The 21,047-nt window shown below is 71.7% G+C and carries 19 protein-coding genes; 9 read left to right on the top strand and 10 right to left on the bottom strand.

The window, feature by feature from the left end; all coding sequences use genetic code 11:
• Positions 1 to 35: 35 nt before the first annotated feature.
• Positions 36 to 1,307 carry an extracellular solute-binding protein gene (locus ACH4F2_RS08535; RefSeq protein ID WP_398131939.1) on the bottom strand — a complete coding sequence of 424 codons (1,272 nt, stop codon included), beginning with the start codon at positions 1,305 to 1,307 and terminating at the stop codon, positions 36 to 38.
• A gap of 393 nt (positions 1,308 to 1,700) precedes the next feature.
• Between ACH4F2_RS08535 and ACH4F2_RS08530 the strand changes: the two genes are divergently transcribed.
• Positions 1,701 to 2,735 (top strand): LacI family DNA-binding transcriptional regulator, encoded by a 1,035-nt coding sequence (locus ACH4F2_RS08530; protein ID WP_398131938.1) that lies wholly within the window; start codon positions 1,701 to 1,703, stop codon positions 2,733 to 2,735.
• Between the two features lie 86 nt (positions 2,736 to 2,821).
• Positions 2,822 to 3,679: a phosphatase PAP2 family protein gene (locus ACH4F2_RS08525; protein WP_398131937.1), complete on the top strand. Its 858-nt coding sequence runs from the start codon at positions 2,822 to 2,824 to the stop codon at positions 3,677 to 3,679.
• 51 nt (positions 3,680 to 3,730) lie between these two features.
• Here ACH4F2_RS08525 and ACH4F2_RS08520 read toward each other — a convergent pair whose 3' ends face one another.
• On the bottom strand, positions 3,731 to 4,318 hold the full coding sequence (locus ACH4F2_RS08520; RefSeq protein WP_398131936.1) for a TetR/AcrR family transcriptional regulator: 588 nt from the start codon (positions 4,316 to 4,318) through the stop codon (positions 3,731 to 3,733).
• A gap of 71 nt (positions 4,319 to 4,389) precedes the next feature.
• On the opposite strand from ACH4F2_RS08520, the gene ACH4F2_RS08515 reads away from it, so the two are divergent.
• Positions 4,390 to 5,283 (top strand): NADP-dependent oxidoreductase, encoded by an 894-nt coding sequence (locus ACH4F2_RS08515; protein ID WP_398131935.1) that lies wholly within the window; start codon positions 4,390 to 4,392, stop codon positions 5,281 to 5,283.
• 66 nt (positions 5,284 to 5,349) lie between these two features.
• Here the strand turns inward: ACH4F2_RS08515 and ACH4F2_RS08510 are convergent, their stop codons facing one another.
• Positions 5,350 to 8,352: a bifunctional [glutamine synthetase] adenylyltransferase/[glutamine synthetase]-adenylyl-L-tyrosine phosphorylase gene (locus ACH4F2_RS08510; RefSeq protein WP_398131934.1), complete on the bottom strand. Its 3,003-nt coding sequence runs from the start codon at positions 8,350 to 8,352 to the stop codon at positions 5,350 to 5,352.
• A gap of 250 nt (positions 8,353 to 8,602) precedes the next feature.
• On the opposite strand from ACH4F2_RS08510, the gene ACH4F2_RS08505 reads away from it, so the two are divergent.
• The 3 genes from ACH4F2_RS08505 (at position 8,603) to ACH4F2_RS08495 (ending at position 9,669) form a co-directional block, all read left to right on the top strand.
• Complete coding sequence (locus ACH4F2_RS08505; protein WP_345594094.1) at positions 8,603 to 8,866, top strand: type II toxin-antitoxin system prevent-host-death family antitoxin; 264 nt, start codon at positions 8,603 to 8,605, stop codon at positions 8,864 to 8,866.
• Positions 8,863 to 9,117 carry a Txe/YoeB family addiction module toxin gene (locus ACH4F2_RS08500; RefSeq protein ID WP_398131933.1) on the top strand — a complete coding sequence of 85 codons (255 nt, stop codon included), beginning with the start codon at positions 8,863 to 8,865 and terminating at the stop codon, positions 9,115 to 9,117. The genes ACH4F2_RS08505 and ACH4F2_RS08500 overlap by 4 nt, the downstream gene beginning before the upstream one ends.
• Positions 9,118 to 9,222: 105 nt before the next feature.
• Complete coding sequence (locus ACH4F2_RS08495; RefSeq protein WP_398131932.1) at positions 9,223 to 9,669, top strand: VOC family protein; 447 nt, start codon at positions 9,223 to 9,225, stop codon at positions 9,667 to 9,669.
• 138 nt (positions 9,670 to 9,807) lie between these two features.
• On the opposite strand, the gene ACH4F2_RS08490 is transcribed toward ACH4F2_RS08495, so the two are convergent.
• Together ACH4F2_RS08490 and ACH4F2_RS08485 are read right to left on the bottom strand one after the other, a co-directional pair.
• Positions 9,808 to 10,434, bottom strand: a complete 627-nt coding sequence (locus ACH4F2_RS08490; protein ID WP_398131931.1) for a DUF305 domain-containing protein — start codon at positions 10,432 to 10,434, stop codon at positions 9,808 to 9,810.
• Positions 10,431 to 11,099 carry a DUF3105 domain-containing protein gene (locus ACH4F2_RS08485; RefSeq protein WP_398131930.1) on the bottom strand — a complete coding sequence of 223 codons (669 nt, stop codon included), beginning with the start codon at positions 11,097 to 11,099 and terminating at the stop codon, positions 10,431 to 10,433. The genes ACH4F2_RS08490 and ACH4F2_RS08485 overlap by 4 nt, the downstream gene beginning before the upstream one ends.
• Positions 11,100 to 11,374: 275 nt before the next feature.
• On the opposite strand from ACH4F2_RS08485, the gene glnA reads away from it, so the two are divergent.
• The 3 genes from glnA (at position 11,375) to ACH4F2_RS08470 (ending at position 15,922) form a co-directional block, all read left to right on the top strand.
• A complete protein-coding gene (gene glnA, locus ACH4F2_RS08480) occupies positions 11,375 to 12,736 on the top strand; it encodes a type I glutamate--ammonia ligase (RefSeq protein WP_398131929.1) in 1,362 nt (453 codons plus the stop codon).
• 185 nt (positions 12,737 to 12,921) lie between these two features.
• Entirely contained in the window at positions 12,922 to 15,309 is a 2,388-nt protein-coding gene (locus ACH4F2_RS08475; protein ID WP_398131928.1) for a penicillin acylase family protein, read from the top strand.
• Between the two features lie 379 nt (positions 15,310 to 15,688).
• Positions 15,689 to 15,922 (top strand): hypothetical protein, encoded by a 234-nt coding sequence (locus ACH4F2_RS08470; RefSeq protein ID WP_398131927.1) that lies wholly within the window; start codon positions 15,689 to 15,691, stop codon positions 15,920 to 15,922.
• A 360-nt stretch (positions 15,923 to 16,282) separates the two neighbouring features.
• On the opposite strand, the gene ACH4F2_RS08465 is transcribed toward ACH4F2_RS08470, so the two are convergent.
• The 5 genes from ACH4F2_RS08465 to ACH4F2_RS08445 all read right to left on the bottom strand — a co-directional run bounded on the left by ACH4F2_RS08465 (position 16,283) and on the right by ACH4F2_RS08445 (position 20,872).
• Positions 16,283 to 17,029 (bottom strand): DUF3618 domain-containing protein, encoded by a 747-nt coding sequence (locus tag ACH4F2_RS08465; protein WP_398131926.1) that lies wholly within the window; start codon positions 17,027 to 17,029, stop codon positions 16,283 to 16,285.
• Complete coding sequence (locus tag ACH4F2_RS08460; protein ID WP_398131925.1) at positions 17,005 to 17,436, bottom strand: phage holin family protein; 432 nt, start codon at positions 17,434 to 17,436, stop codon at positions 17,005 to 17,007. The genes ACH4F2_RS08465 and ACH4F2_RS08460 overlap by 25 nt, the downstream gene beginning before the upstream one ends.
• A 1-nt stretch (position 17,437) precedes the next feature.
• The gene (locus tag ACH4F2_RS08455; protein WP_398131924.1) at positions 17,438 to 18,124 is read right to left on the bottom strand and encodes a hypothetical protein; all 687 of its coding nucleotides are present in this window, start codon (positions 18,122 to 18,124) and stop codon (positions 17,438 to 17,440) included.
• A gap of 317 nt (positions 18,125 to 18,441) precedes the next feature.
• Entirely contained in the window at positions 18,442 to 19,668 is a 1,227-nt protein-coding gene (locus tag ACH4F2_RS08450; protein WP_398131923.1) for an MFS transporter, read from the bottom strand.
• A gap of 151 nt (positions 19,669 to 19,819) precedes the next feature.
• Positions 19,820 to 20,872, bottom strand: a complete 1,053-nt coding sequence (locus ACH4F2_RS08445; protein WP_398131922.1) for an endonuclease/exonuclease/phosphatase family protein — start codon at positions 20,870 to 20,872, stop codon at positions 19,820 to 19,822.
• Positions 20,873 to 21,047: the final 175 nt, after the last annotated feature.

The following is a 21,047-nucleotide window of genomic DNA, read 5'->3' as shown; positions in this document are numbered from 1 at the left end:
CCCCCACTGCGGGGGGACCCGGCGGCCGCGCGGACCTACTTGCTGAAGTCCGGCACCAGCTTGGCGATCGCGGTCTCCACGTCGCCCAGGCCCTCGTCCAGGGACTTCTTGCCGCCGGCGATCTGGGGCAGCTCGTCGTCGAGCGGGGTCAGCAGGGAGCTGTACTCCGGCAGCGCCGGGCGCGGCTGGGCGGAGGGCAGGACCGTCTGGTAGCCGGCGATGCCCGGGTCGGCCTTGACCTTGTCGGTGTAGGCGTCGTCGCGGGTCGGCAGCGTGGAGTTCTTCAGGGCGACGGTCTCCTGCGACTTCGCGGAGGTCATGAAGTTCACGAACTTCAGCGACGCCTCCTGGTGCGCCTTGTCCGAGCCGGCGTACACCGAGAGGTTGTGGCCGCCGGTCGGGGCGCCCGCCTTGCCGGCGGCACCGGCCGGGACGGTGGCGATGCCGAGGTTGCCCTTGTCCTTGAAGGCGGTGCCCTTGTAGAAGTTGGTGATCTCCCACGGGCCCTGGACGATCGAGGCGACCTTGCCGCTGACGAACGCCTCCTGGATGTGGGCGTAGGCGTCGGCGGTGGTGTCGGCCTTGTGCAGGCCCTTGCCGTCGAACAGGCTCAGCCAGGTGCCGTACGCCTTCTTCGCCTCGGGCGAGTTGACGGTGATCTTCTTGCCCTCGACGTCGACCGTGTCGGTGCCCTCGCCGTACAGGAACGGCTGCGCGTAGTAGCCGGCCGTGGAGGCCCAGTAGCCGTCGACGCCGGTCTTGTCCTTGATGGTGGCGGCGGCCTTCTTCAGGTCGTCCCAGGTCTTGGGGGCCTCGACGCCGGCCTTCTCGAACAGTTCCTTGTTGTAGACGAAGGCGAGGGTGTCGGTGACCAGCGGGACGCCGTAGGTCTTGCCCTCGTACTTGGCCTGCTCGATCAGCTTGGGCTGGAACTTGTCCTGCTCGGCGAGGGCCTCGGTGCCGTCCAGCGGCAGGAAGAAGCCCTTCTTGGCGAAGGCGGCGGTCCAGCCGACGTCCGTGCGCAGCACGTCCGGGGCGCCCGAGGCGCCGGCGGCGGTGTCGAACTTGTTCTGCGCCTGGTCGAAGGGGACGTTGACGTACTTGACCTTGATGTCCTTGTTGGCGGCCTCGAACTCCTTGACCAAGGCCTTGTAGGTCGGCGCCTCGTTGGTCGCGTTCGAGGTGTCCCAGTACGTGATGGTGACCGGTCCGCCCGACCCGCTGTCGCTGTCGCCGTCCCCGCCGCACGCCGTCGCCGCGAGAGCGAGGGACGCCACCAGCGCGGTGGCCGCTATGCCACGCCGCATGAGTTCTCCTTGAGGGTGAAAGCCCGAGTGGTGCAGGGTGCGGGCCCGTCCGCCGCTCCTGCCGACTGCCGACCGCGCCTTTGCCGCCGTCGGGCGACGTGAACGTAACAGCGCCGCAAGCTCGGCGGAAAGGTCTTGCAGCAAAAAAGTGCAAGAAGTCTCCGAAGTTATCCGGGCGTGACCTCCCGGCGACCGTCGCGAGACGCTTGATTACGGGGATCGAGCGGTATCGGGCCGGTTGTGCAAGACTCTGCAAGCTCTTGCCGCCACTTTTCTTGAGGGAGCGCGATGACGCAGCAGCCGGCGCCGGGCCGTTCGACGGGCCGTCCAACAGGCCGCCCACGGCGCCCGATCGGTGTGCAAGGCAGCGGCCGACAGGTACAGTCCACCCCTGTGACCACACGGCTTGCCGACATCGCCGCCCAGGCGGGGGTGAGCGAAGCGACCGTCAGCCGCGTTCTCAACGGCAAGCCGGGCGTCGCCGCCACCACCCGCCAGTCCGTACTCGCCGCCCTCGACGTGCTGGGGTACGAACGCCCCGTGCGGCTGCGGCAGCGCAGCGAGGGCCTGGTGGGTCTGATCACGCCGGAGCTGGAGAACCCGATATTCCCGGCGCTGGCCCAGGTCATCGGCCAGGCGCTGACCCGCCAGGGCTACACGCCGGTACTCGCCACCCAGACCCCGGGCGGCTCCACGGAGGACGAGCTGACGGAGATGCTGGTCGACCGCGGCGTCGCCGGCATCATCTACGTCTCCGGTCTGCACGCCGACACCACCGCCGACATGCAGCGCTACGAGCGGCTGCGCGCGCAGGGCGTGCCCTTCGTCCTCGTCGACGGTTTCTCGTCGAAGGTGCAGGCGCCGTTCATCTCCCCCGACGACCGCGCCGCGATGAGCCTCGCGGTCACGCACCTCGTCTCGCTCGGGCACACCCGCATCGGGCTGGCCCTCGGCCCGAAGCGGTTCGTGCCGGTGCAGCGCAAGATCGAGGGCTTCGTGCGCAGCGTCCAGGATCAACTGGACATGAACGCCGAGACCGTGGAGAAGGAGCTCGTCCAGCACTCCCTCTACACCCTGGAGGGCGGCCAGGCGGCGGCCACCGCGCTCATGGAGCGGAACTGCACGGCGGTGGTCTGCGCCAGCGACATGATGGCGCTGGGCGCGATACGGGCGGCGCGGCAGCGGGGCCTGGACGTGCCCAAGGACTTCTCGGTCGTCGGTTTCGACGACTCACCGCTGATCGCCTTCACGGACCCGCCGCTGACGACCGTCCGCAAGCCGGTCCCGGCGATGGGGCAGGCGGCGGTGCGCACGCTGCTGGAGGAGATCGGCGGGACGCCCGCGCCGCACAGTGAGTTCGTGTTCATGCCGGAGCTGGTGGTGCGCGGGTCGACGGCGTCGGCGCCGGGAGAACGCAACCGGCCCTGAGCCCTGCCGCGGTTTGGCCGGATGCGGGCCGCATCCGACGGGGGGATGATCGGTGGGGCAGGGCTTTTCTGGCAGACTTCATGCCTATGGGTGACACGACCGTGAGGACCACGGAACGCCTGGAAGAGGTCGTTCCGCACCCCGTCACGGAGGAGACGGGGCGGGGACTCCTGCGCCGCCTTCGCGCACCACGCAGGCCGCGCCTCTGGTTCGAGATCCTGCTGATCGCGCTCAGTTACTGGACGTACTCCCTGGTCCGCAACGCGGTACCGGAACAGCGGGGGCAGGCGCTGCGCAACGCCGACTGGATCTGGCGCGTCGAGCAGCAACTCGGAATCGCCGTCGAGGAGTCGGTCAACCACTCCGTGAACTCGGTGACTTGGCTCATCATCGGCATGAACTACTACTACGCCACGCTGCACTTCGTGGTGACCCTGGGCGTGCTGGTGTGGCTGTACCGCAGCCATCCCGGCCGCTACGCGGCGACCCGGCTCGTGCTCTTCGCGACGACGGGCGTCGCCCTGGTCGGTTACTACCTGTATCCGCTCGCCCCGCCCCGGCTGATGAACGGCGAGCACTTCATCGACACCGTCATGGTCCACGAGACGTGGGGGTCGATGGCGTCCGGGGACCTGAAGAACATGTCGAACCAGTACGCGGCGATGCCGTCCATGCACATCGGGTGGTCGGTGTGGTGCGGGCTGACGATCTTCGCGCTGGCCTCGGTGCCGTGGGTCCGGGTGCTGGGGCTGGTGTATCCGGTGCTCACGCTGGTGGTGATCGTCGCCACCGCCAACCACTTCTGGCTGGACGCGGTGGGCGGGGTGCTGTGCCTGGGGTTCGGGTACGCGCTGGCGGCGGCCTGGTACGGGCGCCTGCCGCACGCGCTGCCGCGGACGGTGGCGGCACGGCGGGGTGGAACACCTGCGCCCACCCGGGCGTAGGGCCGCCGAGCGTCTCCGACCGGCTCCCGCCCGTCCGAAGGGGACGGTTGCTCACGCGTGCCCGGGAGGGCGGGTGACCTCCCAGGCCGCCTCGATCATCCGGAAGATCTCGTCCACCGCGGCTTCCGGATCGGCCGCCTCACGGGCGAGCGAGTAGGCGTCGACCGCGAACCTCGCGATCGCCCGGCAGGCCGTCGTGGTCTGCGACAGGCCGGGATCGGCGGCGAGGGCCGCCGCCAGCGACTCCGCGTGGCGCGGCCTCATCGACTCCTCGTACTTCCGCAGGGCGGGCGATCCGTCGATCATGCGCCGGATCGGGGCGGCGCCGTCCCCCGTGCAGTGCCGCACCAGGGCCAGGACCTCGCGGCGCAGCGCGGGGACGAGCGACTCGTGCGGCGCGCGGCCGGTGACCGCCTCCGCGAGGCGTCGCTCGAAGTCCTGGTCCTGCTCGAACACCAGGGCCTCTTTGGAGGCGAAGTGGGAGAAGAGCGTGGTGACGGCCACGTCGGCCTCGGCGGCCACGTCCCGGATGCCCACCGCGTCATAGCCGCGTTCCAGGAAGAGCCGCAGGGCGGTGTCGGCGATCTTCTGACGGGTCGCGGCCTTCTTGCGCTCACGGCGTCCGGACTGCACGGTCATGGGCCTGACACTACCAAACACAAACATGTAACCGTTCCAGAAAGCTAACCGTTAGTGCTATGGTCCTCCGTATGAAGAAGGTGAGCTTCGCCGAGTTCGGCGGTCCGGACGTTCTGCAAGTCGTCGACGCCGAGGAGCCCCACGCGGGCCCCGGCCAGATACGCATCGCCGTACGCGCGGCGGGTGTGAACCCCGTCGACTGGAGGGTCCGGGAGGGTCAGGTCCTGGGCGCCCATCCGGTCCGGTTGCCCGCCGGGGTCGGGCTGGACGCCGCGGGGGTGGTGGACGAGATCGGTGAGGGCGTCGAAGGGATCGAGGCGGGCGACCGCGTCTTCGGCGAAGGCGCGAGCACCTACGCCGAGTTCGCCGTGCTGGGGGCCTGGGCCCGGATGCCCGAGGGGCTGACGTTCGAAGAGGCGGCCGGGTACCCGTCCGTCGTGGAGACCGCGCTGCGCGTCATCCGCGAGGTCGGTGTGCGGCCCGGACAGACGCTGCTGGTCAGCGGCGCGTCGGGGGGAGTCGGGTCGGCGGTGCTGCAGATCGCCCGCGACCGCGGCATCACGGTGATCGGCACGGCCGGGGCCGCGAACCAGGACTACCTGCGGAGCCTGGGGGCCCTCCCCACGACGTACGGCGAGGGCTGGGTGGAGCGGGTGCGGCGGCTCGGCCCTGTCGACGCGGCTCTCGATCTGGCCGGCTCGGGCGTGATCCGTGAGCTCGTCGAGCTGACCGGGGACCCCCGGAGGGTGGTGTCCATCGCCGATCTCGGTGCGCCGGAGTCCGGTGTCCGGTTCTCCGGCGTGGCCGGGAGCGTGCCCGACGCGCTCGCCGAGGCCGTCGGCCTGATCTCACGGGGACGGCTCCACATCCCGGTCGAGAAGTCGTACCCGCTCACCGAGGCCGCGGCGGCGCACATCGACAGCCAGGCCGGTCACACGCGCGGGCGCCGGGTCATCGTCGTCTGAGCCGCTTCCCGCACGGCGGCACGGCGCCGGCGAGTGGCACCGGAGCGTCAGGGCCCGGGCGTGGAACTAGGCGTAGAACAGGTCCTCCATCACCGCTCTGGCCCGGCGGGCCGTGCGGCGGTACTCGTCGAGCATGTCGCCCGCGTGGCCGGGGCCGTGCCCCAGGTAGCGGCCCACCGCGGCCAGTTCGCGGGGCTCGCTCGGGAACGTGTCCCCGGCCCGTCCGCGCACCAGCATCACCGCGTTGCGCACGCGCGTCGCCAGTACCCACGCCTCGTCGAGCGTCCCGGCGTTCTCCGCCGAGATGAGGCCGGCGTCGCACGCGGCGGCCAGGGCCCGGCGCGTCCGGGTGGTCCGCAGCCCCGCCTCCGTGTGGCCGTGCCGCAGCTGGAGCAGCTGCACGGTCCACTCGACGTCGGACAGTCCGCCCGGCCCCAGTTTGGCGTGCAGCTTGGGGTCCGCGCCGCGCGGCAGCCGCTCGGACTCCATCCGGGCCTTGAGCCGGCGGATCTCCCGTACGGCGTCCTCCCCGAGCCCGTCCGCCGGGTAGCGCAGCGGATCGGCCAGCTCGATGAAGCGCCGCCCGAGATCCGCGTCGCCGGCGACGAACTCGGCCCGCAGCAGCGCGTGCCGCTCCCACACCAGCGACCAGCGCCGGTAATAGGCCTCGTACGACTTCAGGGTCCGCACCAGCGGCCCGGACTTGCCCTCGGGCCGCAGGCCGGCGTCGATGAGCAGGGGCGGGTCGGCGCTCGGCACCTGGAGCAGGCGGCGCATCTCGGCGACGACCTTGTTCGCGGCGTCCGCCGCCTCCCGCTCCTCGACCCCGTCGCGGGGCTCGTGCACGAACAGCACGTCCGCGTCCGAGCCGTAGCCCAGCTCGTGCCCGCCGAACCGGCCCATGCCGATGATCGCGAACCGGGTCGGCAGGGTGTCGCCCCAGCCCTCCCGCACGACCGCCCGCAGCGTCCCGGCCAGTGTCGCCGCCGTCAGGTCGGAGACGGCGGCGCCGACCCGGTCCACCAGGGCGCCCTGGTCGGCCTCGACGGGCTGCGTGTCGGTGCCGTAGGAGCCGACGATGTCCGCGGCGGCCGTACGGAACAGCTCCCGGCGCCGGATTCCGCGCACCGCCGTGACCGCCTGCACCGCGCCGTCCGCGCGGCGGACCGCGGCGAGCGCCTCCTGCTCCAGCTGGAGCCGCCCGCGCGGCGCCAGCCCTCCGGCGTTGCCGTCGCCGAGCAGTGCGACGGCCTCGGGGGCCCGCAGCAGCAGGTCGGGGGCGAGCCGCCCGGCGGAGAGCACGCGGGCGAGGTTCTCGGCCGCCGCGCCCTCGTCCCGCAGCAGCCGCAGGTACCAGGGCGTGGTGCCGAGCGCGTCGGAGACCTTGCGGAAGTTCAGCAGACCGGCGTCCGGGTCGGCGGAGTCGGCGAACCAGCCGAGCAGCACGGGCAGCAGGGTGCGCTGGATGGCCGCCTTGCGGGTGACGCCGGACGCCAGCGCCTCCAGGTGCCTGAGCGCGGCGGCCGGGTCGGCGTACCCGAGGGCGACCATGCGTTCGCGGGCCGCCTCGGCGCTCAGCCGGGCCTCGCCGGGCGCGAGCTGGGCGACGGCGTCGAGCAGCGGCCGGTAGAACAGCTTCTCGTGCAGCCGGCGTACGACGGAGGCGTGCCGCTTCCAGGCGCGCAGCAGCCCGGTGACCGGGTCGTTGCGCAGGCCGAGGGAGCGGCCGAGGCGCCGCAGGTCGGCCTCGTCCTCGGGCACGAGGTGGGTGCGCCGCAGCCGGTGGAGCTGGATGCGGTGCTCCATGGAGCGCAGGAAGCGGTACGCCTCGTCGAGCTGGGCGGCGTCGGCCCGGCCGACGTACCCGCCCGCGGCCAGCGCCTCCAGCGCGTCCAGCGTCGTACCGCTGTGCAGGGACGCGTCGGACCGCCCGTGCACCAGCTGGAGCAGCTGCACGGCGAACTCGACGTCCCTCAGGCCCCCCGGGCCCAGTTTGAGCTGCCGGTCGACCTCGGCGGCGGGGATGGTCTCCACCACCCGGCGGCGCATCTTCTGCACGTCCGGGACGAAGTTCTCTCGGTCGGCGGCCTGCCACACCAGGGGCTGGAGCGCGGCGACGTACTCGGCGCCGAGCCCGGGGTCGCCGGCCACCGGGCGGGCCTTGAGCAGCGCCTGGAACTCCCAGGTCTTGGCCCAGCGCTGGTAGTAGGCGAGGTGGCTGCTGAGGGTGCGCACCAGCGGGCCGTTGCGGCCCTCGGGACGGAGGTTGGCGTCGACGGGCCAGATGGAGCCCTCGACGGTCGTCTCGGAGCAGATCCGCATCATGTGCGAGGCGAGCGCGGTCGCGGCCCGCAGCGCCTTGGTCTCATCGACGTCGGGGACGCCCTCCGCCGCCTCGCCGACGAAGATGACGTCGACGTCGGAGACGTAGTTCAGCTCGTGTCCGCCGCACTTGCCCATCGCGATCACCGCCAGCCGGCACAGCGCGGCGTCCTCGGGCGCGTCGGCCTCGGCGAGGGCGAGGGCGGCGCGCAGCGTGGCGGTGGCGAGGTCGGCCAGCTCGGCGGCGGTCTCGGCGACGTCGATGGTGCCGCACACGTCGCGGGCGGCGATGGACAGCAGGCAGCGCCGGTAGGCGACGCGCAGGGAGACGGGGTCGGTGGCCTCGGCGAGACCGTGCTCGAACTCCGCCACCCCCCGGTGCAGGTCCCGCGGCTCGTACGTGACCAGGGCCTGCCAGTCGCCGGCGTGCCGGGCGAGGTGGTCGGCGAGCGCCTCGGAGGCGCCGAGCACACCGAGGAGACGGTCGCGCAGCGGCTTGGCCGCTATCAGGGTGTCCAGCAGCTCCCGGCGGGCGGTGGGGTCCGGCTGCGCCTCCAGGAGCCGGACCAGGCCGTGCAGGGCGAGGTCCGGGTCGGCGGTGGCGCCCAGCGCCTCCAGCAGGACCGGGTCGTCGCGGACCCCCGCCAGCTCCACGCCGTCCAGCAGCCGCTCGGCGGCCGAGGGGTCGGTGAAGCCGTGCCGCAGCAGACGCGTGAAGGTACTGCTCCTGCGCCCCGGCGCCGTCATCCCGGCCTCCTGTCGGACTGGCGTTTCGTCGATACCCACGGGCCCGCGGGCCCGCAGACCCACAGGCCCGCAGGCCCGCAGGCCCGCAGGCCCACGAACTGTCGGACCCTCGAACCGTCGGATCAAGGTCGTACGCCTGAGCGTAACCGGGAAGGCGGGCGCGGGCGCCGGGGCGTACCGGTCCCGGTCCCCGGTGGACCGCACCGCACTCGTACGATATCTTGTACAAGCCGCGAAGGGAGGCACCGGTATGTCCATTACCGCGAGTGAAGCCCGCCAGAACCTGTTCCCACTGATAGAGCAGGTCAACGAGGACCATGCCCCGGTGCACATCACCTCCCGCAAGGGGAACGCCGTACTCATGTCCGAAGAGGACTTCACGGCCTGGACGGAGACGGTGCATCTCCTGCGCTCCCCCAGGAACGCCCGCCGCCTGCTCGACTCCATCGCCGAGGCCGAATCCGGCGGTGCGCGGCGGCGTGAGCTGATCGATCCGGACGCGGAGCGCCCGTGAAGATCACTTTCACGTCGCACGGCTGGGAGGACTACGTCCACTGGGCCGAGAGCGACCGGAAGGTGACCAAGCGGATCAACAAACTGATCACCGACATCACACGTGACCCGTTCAAGGGCATCGGCAAGCCTGAGCCGCTGAAGGGCGACCTGTCGGGCTACTGGTCACGACGCATCGACGACACGCACCGCCTGGTGTACAAGCCGGTCGACGGCGAGCTGGTCATCGTCCAGGCGCGATACCACTACTGACAACGACGACCGACAACGACGACTGAAGAACTGACCGTTGACGACTGACGACTGACAACTGACAACCGACATCGTGCTCGGCAAGGACGTCGAAGGAGCCAGGCCATGGACTTCACCCTCGAAGTGATCCCGCTGCCCGTGACCGACATCGACCGGGCCCGGGACTTCTACCGGGACAAGGTCGGCTTCCACGTCGACATCGACCAGGAGGTCATGCCGGGGATGCGCATCGTCCAGCTGACGCCGCCGGGCTCGGGCTGCTCGATCGCCCTCGGCGACGCCATCTGGGACATGGCGCAGGGCCAGACCGCGCCGGCCCCCGGCGCGTACCAGGGCCTGCAACTGTGCGTCACCGACATCAAGGCGGCCCACGCCGAGCTGGTGGGGCGCGGCCTGGACGTCTCCGAGCCGGTGCAGTACTCGCCGGACGACGGCGCCACGTTCATGTACTTCAAGGACCCCGACGGCAACGGCTGGGCGGTCCAGGAGTACCGGCGCCGGGAGACGGAGCCGCTGCACCAGCTGCTTGCGGACCTCAAGCGGCAGCGCTAGGAGCGTGGGCGGGCGGGCCCCCGGTCAGGTGGCCGCCGTCCTCGGCCACGGCAGGCGGTAGGGGCCGAGCGGGGCCGCGGGCGGCAGGGGGGCCGCCGCCGGGCCGGCCCGGTCCGCCCGGAAGGACGCCCGACCGCCTCACGCCCGCGGCTTCGCGCCCCGCTCCGCCAGCAGGTCCGCCATCAGCCGGATCTCCGACTCCTGCGACTCCACCATGCCCTGGGCCAGCCGCTTCTCCACGCCGACCGTGCACCGGTCGGCGCACCCCTCGGCCATGTGGACGCCGCCCTCGTGGTGCTCGGTCATGAGCTGGAGGTAGTAGACCTCCGCCTGCCGGCCGTCGAGCGTTCCGAGCTTCTCCATCTCGGCGTCGGTGGCCATCCCCGGCATCAACGAGCCCTCGCCGGCGGAGGGCATGTCGCCCATGCCCATCCAGGTCATCGGCGGGTCGGACGACACCTTGGGCAGCCCCCACAGGTCGAGCCAGCCGATCATCATGCCGCGCTGGTTGGCCTGGGTCTGCGCGATGTCGTACGCGAGCCGCCGCACCTCCTCGTCGTCGGTGCGGTCGCGCACGATGTAGGACATCTCCACGGCCTGCTGGTGGTGCACCGACATGTCCCGCGCGAAGCCGGCGTCCGCCGACCCGGCGGACGGCACCCGGCCGGCGCCGTCGTCCCCGGCGACGGCGTAGGTGACCCCGCCGGCCACGACGAGAGCCGCCGCGGCGGCCCCCGCGATCCAGCCGGCCTGTTTCGGTGTCACTCGGCCAGCCCGTTCGTGCAGGCGGCACCCGGCTCGGGGGTCTGCTCGCCCTGGACGAACTTCTCGAAGAACTTGTCCACGTTCGGGTCGTCGGCGCCCGTCACCGTGCGCTGGTGGCCCCAGGCGGTGAGCATGATCGGGTCCTTCTGCTTGTCGTCCGGGCTCATCAGCGAGTACGGCGTCTTCTTCACCTTCGCCGCGAGCTTCTCCACGTCGGCCGTCGGCGCCTTGTCGGTGTACGTCACCCAGACGGCGCCGTGCTCCAGCGAGTGCACTGCGTTCTCGTTCTTCAGCGGCTTGGTGTAGACGTCACCGTTGCAGTTCATCCACGCCTGGTCGTGATCGCCGCCGACCGGGGGCTCGGCCGGGTAGGACACCTCTTCGGTGACGTGGTTACGGGCGAGCGTCCCCTTCCAGGTCTGCACCCCGTCCTCGCCGGCGACGAACTTCCCGGAGGTCTTGCCGTCGGACGCCGCGTCGGAGGAGGAGTCGTCGGACTGCGACCGGACGAGGACGACCCCGCCGACGACGAGACCGGCGACGACCACCGCGCTGACCGCGATCGTGAGGATCCGGTTCCGGCGGTCGCGGGCCTCCTCGGCGCGCCGCATCTCGGCTATGCGTGTCTGACGCGCCGTGTTGCTGCTCTTCTTGGCGGAACCCATGGGGTGTGCCCTTCTGGGAAAAGGGGGGCGATGGAGTCCGCTGATCGTAATGGTGGAGGAGGGCCGAATCGTAGGGAGAGCACAGGATCCGTCGCCGGGGGACCCCAGGAATGGCCCGATCGAACAGGTGGCCTCTACGCTGCGGGGAGGGCCGGTCGACCGATCGAGGTCCGCAACGCGTACGAAACCGTGCTGTGGTGTGATGCCCGGGTGCAGGGCCGCCTCCCGCCGTACCGGAGACAAGCGGCCTGACCAGCGAGGATGGGAAGCGGAAGATGGACAAGCAGCAGGAGTTCGTGATCCGGACGCTGGAGGAGCGCGACATCCGGTTCGTACGCCTGTGGTTCACGGACGTGCTGGGCTTCCTCAAGTCCGTCGCCGTGGCCCCGGCCGAGCTGGAGCAGGCCTTCGACGAGGGCATCGGCTTCGACGGCTCCGCGATCGAGGGTTTCGCCCGGGTCTACGAGTCCGACATGATCGCCAAGCCGGACCCGTCGACCTTCCAGGTCCTGCCCTGGCGCGCGGAGGCCCCCGGCACGGCCCGCATGTTCTGCGACATCCTCATGCCGGACGGCTCCCCGTCCTTCGCCGACCCGCGCTACGTCCTCAAGCGTGCCCTGGCCCGCACCTCCGACCTGGGCTTCACCTTCTACACCCATCCGGAGATCGAGTTCTTCCTGCTGAGGGACAAGCCGGTCGACGGCTCGGTGCCGACCCCGGCCGACAACTCCGGGTACTTCGACCACACCCCGCAGAACATCGGCATGGACTTCCGCCGCCAGGCGATCACCATGCTGGAGTCGATGGGTATCTCGGTGGAGTTCTCCCACCACGAGGGCGCCCCCGGCCAGCAGGAGATCGACCTGCGCTACGCCGACGCGCTCTCCACGGCCGACAACATCATGACCTTCCGCCTGGTCATGAAGCAGGTCGCGCTGGAGCAGGGCCTGCAGGCCACCTTCATGCCGAAGCCGTTCTCGGAGTACCCGGGCTCGGGCATGCACACCCACCTCTCCCTCTTCGAGGGCGACCGCAACGCGTTCTACGAGTCGGGCGCCGAGTACCAGCTCTCCAAGGTCGGCCGTTCCTTCATCGCGGGCCTGCTGCGGCACGCGGCGGAGATCTCCGCCGTCACCAACCAGTGGGTGAACTCGTACAAGCGCATCTGGGGCGGCAGCGAGCGCACGGCGGGCGCCGGCGGCGAGGCCCCCTCCTACATCTGCTGGGGCCACAACAACCGCTCGGCGCTGGTCCGCGTGCCGATGTACAAGCCCGGCAAGACCGGCTCGGCCCGCGTCGAGGTCCGCTCCATCGACTCCGGCGCCAACCCGTACCTGACCTACGCCGTCCTGCTGGCCGCCGGCCTCAAGGGCATCGAGGAGGGTTACGAACTCCCGCCGGGCGCCGAGGACGACGTCTGGGCCCTGTCCGACTCGGAGCGCCGCGCGCTGGGCATCGAGCCGCTCCCCCAGAACCTCGGCGAGGCCCTCGCCCTGATGGAGCGCAGCGACCTGGTCGCCGAGACGCTCGGCGAGCACGTCTTCGACTTCTTCCTGCGCAACAAGCGGCAGGAGTGGGAGGAGTACCGGTCCCAGGTCACCGCCTTCGAACTGCGGAAGTCGCTGCCGGTGCTGTAGGCACCGGTCGGGCCGGCTCCAGCCGCACCGGAGGCGCGGACAGGCAGCGGGAGGAAGCCGTGAAGTGCCGTGCGGTAGGGGTGAGTTAGGGGGGTCACCTGCCTCGTGAGGTGAAGTAGCTTCGGGCGACGGGACTGTGCCGTCGTCCGGGCGCGTTCTGTGTCCGCTCCATGCCCACGGAGGTGATGGTCGAGATGAGAGCGCGCTTCAAGGTACTGCTGACCGCGACCGCCGTCTCGGTACCCATGGTGGTGCCGATGCCGGCCTCGGCGGAGAGCCCGGGGACCTCCTACGTGGTACCGGGCCTGGAAAAGCCGGTCTCCATGACGGTCGACACATGGGGTGTGCCTCACATCGCCGCGTCGAGTACCGGTGACCTCTTCCAGGCGCAGGGGTTCAGCGCCGCGCGGGACCGGCTCTTCCAGATGGACACCTGGCGCCGCAGCGGGCTCGGTGAGCTCAGCGCGGTGCTCGGCGAGAGCTACGTGGAACAGGACCGTGCCTCGCGGCTGTTCCTCTACCGCGGCGACATGGACAAGGAGTGGGCGAGCTACGGCCCGGGGGCCAAGGAGGCGGCGACCCGCTTCGCGGCCGGGGTCAACGCCTACGTCGACTGGCTGGAGAAGAACCCGGACTCCATGCCGGAGGAGTTCCGCAAGCTCGGCTACGAGCCCGCGCGCTGGAAGCCGCAGGACCTGGTGCGGATCCGCACCCACAGCCTGGTCAGCAATCTCAGCAAGGAGGTCACCCGGGCGAAGCTCATGTGCCTCGGGGGGCCGGACGCGAGCAGGTACCTGTCGAAGCTCGAGCCGAAGCACAGGCCCGAGGTGCCGGACGGCCTCGACCTGTGTTCGCTCCCGGACGACGTCCTGGACACCTACAACCTCGCCACGGCGACGGTCACCTTCGCAGGCGGCAGGATGGCGAGGGAGCCGGAGCCCGTCCGGGCGCTGCGGGAGGCCGCGAGCGGCAGCAACGCCTGGGCCGTTTCGCCGGAGCGCACCTCGACCGGCAGGCCCATCCTCGCGGGCGACCCGCACCGGGTGAACTACTCGGTGCCCGCGAACCGTTACATCACCCACCTCTCCGCCCCCGGGCTGAACATCATCGGCGCGGGTGAACCGTGGAACCCCGGCGTCAGCATGGGGCACAACGGGAACGTCTCGTTCGCTCTGACCAACCTGGCCGCCGACCAGTCGGACCTCTACGTGTACGACCTGAAGCCGGGGGACCCCACCAAGTACCGCTACCGCGGCGCCTGGGTGTCCATGAAGACCGTCGAGGAGGACATTCCGGTGGCCGGCGCCGGCGCACGGAGGTCGTCGCTCTCCTTCACCCGGCACGGCCCGGTCATCAAGGTGGACCAGGAGAAGAACAAGGCCTACGCGGTGCGCACGGTCTGGACGCAGCCGGGTACCTCGGCCTATCTGAGCAGCCTCGACTTCCAGAAGGCCGGGAACTTCGACGAGTTCTCCGCGTCCATGCGCAGGTGGAGGGCTCCGGGATCCAACCTCCTCTACGCGGACGAGAAGGGGAACATCGGCTGGGTGCCCGGCGCGCTCTCGCCGAGGCGCGCCGGCAAGGGCTACGACGGTCTGCTCCCCGTGCCCGGCGACGGACGCCACGAGTGGACCGGCTTCGACGACAGCGACGACTTCCCGAGCGCGCTCAACCCGGAGGCCGGCTTCATCGCCTCCGCCAACGAGTACAACTTCCCCGACGGCTACGAGGCTCCCGGGTTCGAGTGGGCGGAGCGCTACCGCAAGGACCGGATCGACGAGGTGCTGTCCGGGCAGTCGGGTACGTCCGTCGAGGACACCACGGATCTGCAGAACGATGTGAAGTCGGGCGCGGCCACCGAGGTCCTGCCGTACCTGAAGGGCCTGGAGTCCTCGGACCCGACGACGCGGGAGGCGCTGGACCTGCTGCGCGGCTACGACGGTGTCGCGGGCAAGGACTCCGCCGGGGCGGTCCTCTTCGAGACCTGGATCACCAACGCGCTCTACCCGGCGTGGGCCCGGGCCATGCTGCCGGAGGAGGCCGCACGGTATCTGACCCGGAGCGGGACCATCCCGGACTTCCGCGTCGTGACCGACTCCTTCGCCCGGCCCGAGGAGTGGTTCGGCGAGGGCGGTGCCCTGGCGAGGGACAAGCTGATCCTCGACACCCTGCCCAAGGCGTACGACGAGGTGAGCGGGTTCCTCGGCACCGACCCGGGCAGGTGGAGCTGGGGCGCGGCGCACATCCACGTGTTCCAGCACCCGCTCGGCGGCCCGAACGTCGGTCCCGTCCCGATGGACGGCACCTCCCACACGGTCCGCCTGTCGACGTACATTCCGAGCATCTTCCCCCGGATCCAGATCGTGGGACCTACGTTCAAGATGGCGCTCGACGTCGGCTCCTGGGACAACTCGCGCGCCATCAACGCGCCGGGCCAGTCCGGGGACGAGCGCAGTCCGCACTACGACGACCTCGCGGAGAAGTGGGGCGCGGGTGAGTACTTCCCGCTGCTCTACAGCGAGTCGGCGATCGAGGAGAACGCGGAGACCGAGATCACTCTCGACCCGGCGTGAGGGGCATACGGCGGCGTCTCGCGCGCAGGGCCCCGGGCCGGCCCGAAACCTCCCTCGGATCCGCACATCGTTCATCGCCCGGTCGCGCGGAAGGCGGCGGAGGCGGCAGACCGGGCCGGTGGTGCGGATCGCCGCCCCGGGGAGCTCCCGTAACCGGTGGGTAGCGTGAAGACGCGGGCTCTTTCCACGACCGCGTCACCACACTCATGAATGCGGTGACGCGGAGAGAGCGGGCGGCAACAGCACGCAACTGGTCGGCCGTTCACCGGCGTGCTTGGATCTGTGCGCGGCACGCCGGTGATCGTTTCCGGCTTCCCCACTCCGGATTCCGGGCGTGCCGCGCCGCTCCGATTCCGTTGACAGAAGGGAAAGACCTGCCATGAACCTCGTCCCCCAGGTCGAAACAGCCGAAATCTCCGACGCGGACCTGGACCAGGTGTCCGGCGGCCAGGTCGGCATCGACGCCGGCGCCGCCGTCATCACGGTCGGCGGTGCCGTCGGCGCCGGTCTCCACGTGGAGTCCGGCCCGGTCGCCGTCACCGCCGGGCTCGGTGCCTCGGCGCTGACCGGCGGTATCGCCTCGGACGGCCACGCGCACACCACCCGTGTCTGAGCCGCACTGCTGACGTGCGCTGACGTGCGCTGACGTGCGCTGACGTGCGCTGACGACAGGTGAACGTGGGCCCCGGACCGCTGTGTCCGGGGCCCACGTCCAGCACGTCGGCGGGACGACCCGCCCGTTGGCCGAGCCGTCCCGCCGCGCGTTCCTCGCAGTCGGCCGGCATGACCTCGCGGGACACCGTCCTCATCCTTGTGGCTTTGTACGGCCGACGCGTGAGCTGCCGCCCGTAGCCGCTCCCGGGCCGCTCCCGGACGTACCTTGGCGCACGGAGCCCGGCCCCGCGCCTTCGGCCGGCGGTACCGGACCGAGGGCTCGGGGCTCGGGGGCCTCGGGACTCCTCCGCCGTACGCGCTAGGTGGAGCCGGGGCCCTGCTGCCGGGCCTCGTCCTTGAGGTGCCGGCCGGAGTCCCGCGCCTGACCGGCGACCTCGCCGCCACGGTCGCGCGCCTCGTCCTGCGTGGTGCGGGCGGCCTGCGCCGCGCTGTCCTTCACCTCGGCGGCCGCGCTCTGCGTCACCTCCTTGGCGCCTTCCTTCAGGTGCTGCGCGGACTCGGTGGCGGCCTGCTTCACCGGCTCCAGGGCCTCGCCGCCGCGCTCCATCAGCTCGGCGGCCTTCTCCTGTTCGGTCCGGGAGGCGGGCAGCAGCGAGGACGCCAGCAGGCCGACGCCGAAGGCGACCAGGCCGGCGGCCAGCGGGTTGCCCCGGGTCTGGCGGAGTGCCATGTCGGGTGCCTGCTGTGCGGCTTCTCCCGCCTGGCCGGCCGCGCCCCGCGCCACCTCGGCCGCCCGTCCGGTACCTTCCTGCACCGAACCGGCCGCGGAGTGCGCCGTGTCCGAGACGGAGCCCGCCGCGGAGTGCGCCGTGTCCGAGACCGAACCGGCCGCGGACTGAGCGGTGCCGGTGACACTGTGGACGGTGTGCGACGCCGTGCCCATGACCCGGTCGCGCACGCCCGACACCGCGCCGCGCATCCTGGCCCGGCGCCGGCGGACCGCCCGCCGGGGACTGGTCCGCTCGGCGAGCTGGTCCACGTCCGTGGAGAGCTGGCCGCGCGTGGCCTCGATCTCGGCCCTCATCTGGTCGGGTGACGTGCCCATTCCGCGTTCTCCTTCATGGTCTCGACGGTTCGCTCGGGCTTCGGGGAGACGGTGCGCATCCCCGCGCGGCCCTTCATGTACAGCACGGCCGCGACAACGGCCCACACCGCGGTGACGATCAGGGCGGCCCAGCCCCCGTCCATGACGTTGGCCAGGCCCAGCACGGCGGCCAGCGACAGGAAGAGGACGACCATGTAGCCGGCGAAACCGGCCCCGCCGTACATTCCGGCGGCCTTGCCCGCCCTCGTTCCCTCCTCCTTGATCTCGGCCTTGGCCAGCTCGATCTCCTGCCGGAACAGGGTCTGCAGGTCCGCGGTAACGCCGGACATGAGCTGCCCGACCGACCTGTCGTCGACGTGCCGTTCGGTGGGGCGTGTGGGGCGGGGCGCGGGTCGGACGGTGGCCATGTCACACCTCCGGCCGCGCACGTCCCGGCGCGCCGCCCGGCGGCATACCGGTGGCGGGTGAGACCGGTGCGCCGGTGGGGGCCGCCCGCGGCGGGGCACCCGGCGCGGGGCCGGGCGGCAGCGGCGCGGTGTCCGGGGCTGCGGCCAGGCCGTCGCGGTCCGCGGCGCCGGTGGCCGGCCCCTGTCCGGAGCCGTCCGACCGGGCGGCGCTGCCCGCCTTCGCCAGACGCCCGACGGCCAGTCCGGCCAGCAGCGCGCCGCCCAGGAACGCCCCGGGGCGACGCCGGGCGAAACCCTGGAGGTCGGACACGAGGCCTTCGGCGCCCTGCTTCTCCAGGTAGCCGGCCGCACGGTGCCCCCGGTCGGCCGCCTGTGTCGCCAGGCTGCGGGCCGCGGACTCCTTGTGGGCGTTCTCGGCGAGGTCGGCGAGGTCGTCCGCCCACTGCCGAAGCGTGCCGGCCGCGCGCCTGGTCTGGCCGTTGGCCTCGGTCATCGCACGGCCGCGCAGGTCGTGGAGGGCCGTGCCGGCCTGCTGCCGTGCCTCGTCGGCCACGTGCCGGGCCTGTTCCGCCGCGGTTCCGGCGACCTGGCCGGCGGCCTGACCGGCCTGTCCGGCCGTCGCGGAGGCCTCTGTTCTGACCTTGTCCCCAGTCTTGCTCCTGGGGCCGGTCTGTACGGACTCACTCATCGGCGACTTCCCCTCGTCGGATGTCCTGTGTGAGGTCCCGTGTCCGTCTCCCGGACGGCCCGGCGTGTGCCGGAGGGCGCACACCGGGCGTCACACGTGACCGTCCGTCTCACGACGAGTGGCTATTTGTCCGCCTTTGACACACTTTCCGTCCCGCTAATCTCCTGCTCCTCAGACTCCTCCCCTGCCCCGCCGCCGGATCCCCGCGGCGATCGGCGGACCCGGGCCGACCGCGCGGAGGAAAACCGCAGGTCGCCATGGTCCTGCGGGCGGCGAGGCCTCCCGGCACCCGCCCCCGGGGAGGCGGGCGCCGGAGGTTACCGGCGGACCGTTTCCGCGGGCTCCGGCACGTGCCCCGCGACCACGCGTTCCCGTCCGGCCGCCGGAGCGGAAGCGGCGCGGCGGCGGTCCACCGCGTACGCCGCGCCCGCGACCGCCAGACCGAGCACCGCCAGCCCCGCGCCCGCCGTCGCCGGGGAGGTGGCGCCGAAGCCCGCCGCGAGGGCGAGGCCGCCGATCCAGGCGCCGCCGGCGTTGGCCAGGTTGAAGGCGGCCTGGTTGGCGGAGGAGGCCAGCGAGGGGGCCGCGGACGCCTTCTCCATGACCATCAGCTGGAGCGGGGAGCCGGTGAGGAAGGCGGCCATGCCCAGGAGGGCCACCGCGACGGCCGCGCTGACCTCCGTACGCATCAGGAGCGGGAAGAGGGCGAGGACGAGGACCAGCGAGACGAGGCCGCCGAGGAGGGTGCCGCGCAGGGAGTGGTCGGCCAGCCGGCCGCCCAGCAGGTTGCCCGCGGTGGCGCCGACGCCGAACAGGGCCAGCAGCAGTGTCACGCTGCCCTCGGCGAACCCGGCGGCGTCGGTGAGCATCGGCGTGATGTAGCTGTACGCGGAGAACAGCGCGCCGAAGCCCGCGACCGTCGTGCCGAGCGCCAGCCAGACGGGCAGGGAGCGCAGGGCGGCCAGTTCGCCGCGCAGGCCGGCGGTCGGGGCGGGGGCGCCGTCGCGCGGGATCAGCGCGACGAGCGCCGCTATCGCCGCGACGCCGATCGCGCTCACGCCGAGGAAGGTGGCCCGCCAGCCCAGTTGCTGGCCCGTGGCCGTGGCCGCGGGCACGCCCACGATGTTGGCGACCGTCAGGCCGAGGAACATCAGGGAGACGGAGCGGGCCCGGCGTTCCGGCGCCACCATGCCGGTGGCGACCACCGCGCCGACGCCGAAGAAGGCGCCGTGCGGCAGGCCGCTGACGAAACGGGCGGCCAGGAGGGAGCCCTCCCCGGGCGCGAGCGCCGAGAGCGCGTTGCCGGCCACGAAGAGGACCATGAGGGCGATGAGGACCGTGCGGCGGGACATCCGCGCGGTCGCCGCCGCGAGCAGCGGGGCGCCGATGACGACGCCGAGGGCGTAGGCCGAGACCAGGTGTCCGGCGCTGGGGATCGAGATGTTCAGGTCGTCCGCGACGTCGGGCAGCAGGCCCATCATCACGAACTCGGTCGTACCGATGCCGAAGGCGCCCACGGCAAGGGCGAGCAGGGCCAGGGGCATGAAGGGTCTCGCCTTTCGAGAGCGGGGGTGTGCGTACGGGATGAGCGTCCGGACGAGCCGCCCGGACCTGGTGTCAGGACGTGCCGTCCGGACGTTGTTATGTTCCCGTACGGAACAAAGCCTCTCAGGGCGAGTATTCCGCCGACGAATCTCAGGAAGCCGTTGTGTCGACCTTCACACGCGCGGCGATCGGAAGGTGGTCGCTGCCGGTCGCCGGGAGGGTCCAGCTGGTCACCGGGTCGACGCCGGTGACCAGGATCTGGTCGATGCGGGCCATCGGGAACGACGCCGGCCAGCTGAAGCCGAAGCCGTTGCCCACGGCGCCCTGCGGGGAGCGCATCTGGGAGGTGATCGCGGTCAGCGCGCGGTCGTTCGTGGTGCCGTTGAGGTCACCGAGCAGGATCTTGCGGGGGAGCCTCTCGTCGCCGATGGCCTCACCGAGGGCCTCGGCGCTCTTGTCCCGCTGCCGGGCGGTGAAACCGGCCTCCATTTTCACCCGTACGGAGGGCAGGTGGGCGACGTACACCGCGACCGGCCCGGACGGGGTGGCGACGGTGGCGCGCATCGCGCGCTTCCAGCCCAGCCGGATGTCGACGGCCTTCACGTCGCTCACCGGGTACTTGCTCCACAGCCCGACGGTGCCGACGACCGCGTGGTGCCGGTACGCCGGCTCCAGCGCCCGCTCGTACGCCGGTACGGCGGACGCCTTCAGCTCCTCCAGGGCCAGCACGTCCGCCTCGGCCGCGGCCACGGCGCGGGCGGTGCCGGCCGGGTCGGCGTTGTCGGCGTTGACGTTGTGCGTGGCCACCGTGAGGTCGCCGCCGGCGCCGGTCTTGTCGAAGAGCAGACCGCCGAAGAGGTCCAGCCAGACGCTCACCGGCAGCACCAGCGCGATCAGCGCCGTCGCCGACTTGCGGACGACGGCGATCACCAGCAGGACGGGGACCAGCAGGCCGAACCACGGCAGGAAGGTCTCCGTGAGGCTGCCGAGGTTGCCGATGGCGTTCGGGATGCGCGAGTGGGCCGCCATGACACCGGCCAGGAGGACGGCCACCGCGGCGGTGACCAGGCCGCGCCGCCAGATCCGCCGGTCGCCGCGCCAGCCGGTGACCAGCCGGTCGAACAGGCGCCGAATCCGGGTCTCCCGGCGCTCGGGATCCGAGCCGCCGTTGTCCGTCTCCGTCATGTACGCCTGCTGCGCCATACCGTCGCCTCACTGACTGCCGTGCACACCGTTCGCCCCCCCCGTGACTCAGCACCCTAGGGGATGATCGGTTCCGATCCCGCCGTCCCATGACGGCCGTACGCGTACGAGGACGTACGAGTCGGAGTCCGGGGTTCCGGTCACCCCCGACACAGGTGGCTCTGTGACACAACGA

The organism is Streptomyces sp. NPDC017890 (genome assembly GCF_044328675.1).
GTDB lineage: Bacteria > Actinomycetota > Actinomycetes > Streptomycetales > Streptomycetaceae > Streptomyces.
This window is presented reverse-complemented; position numbering and strand designations above follow the sequence as displayed.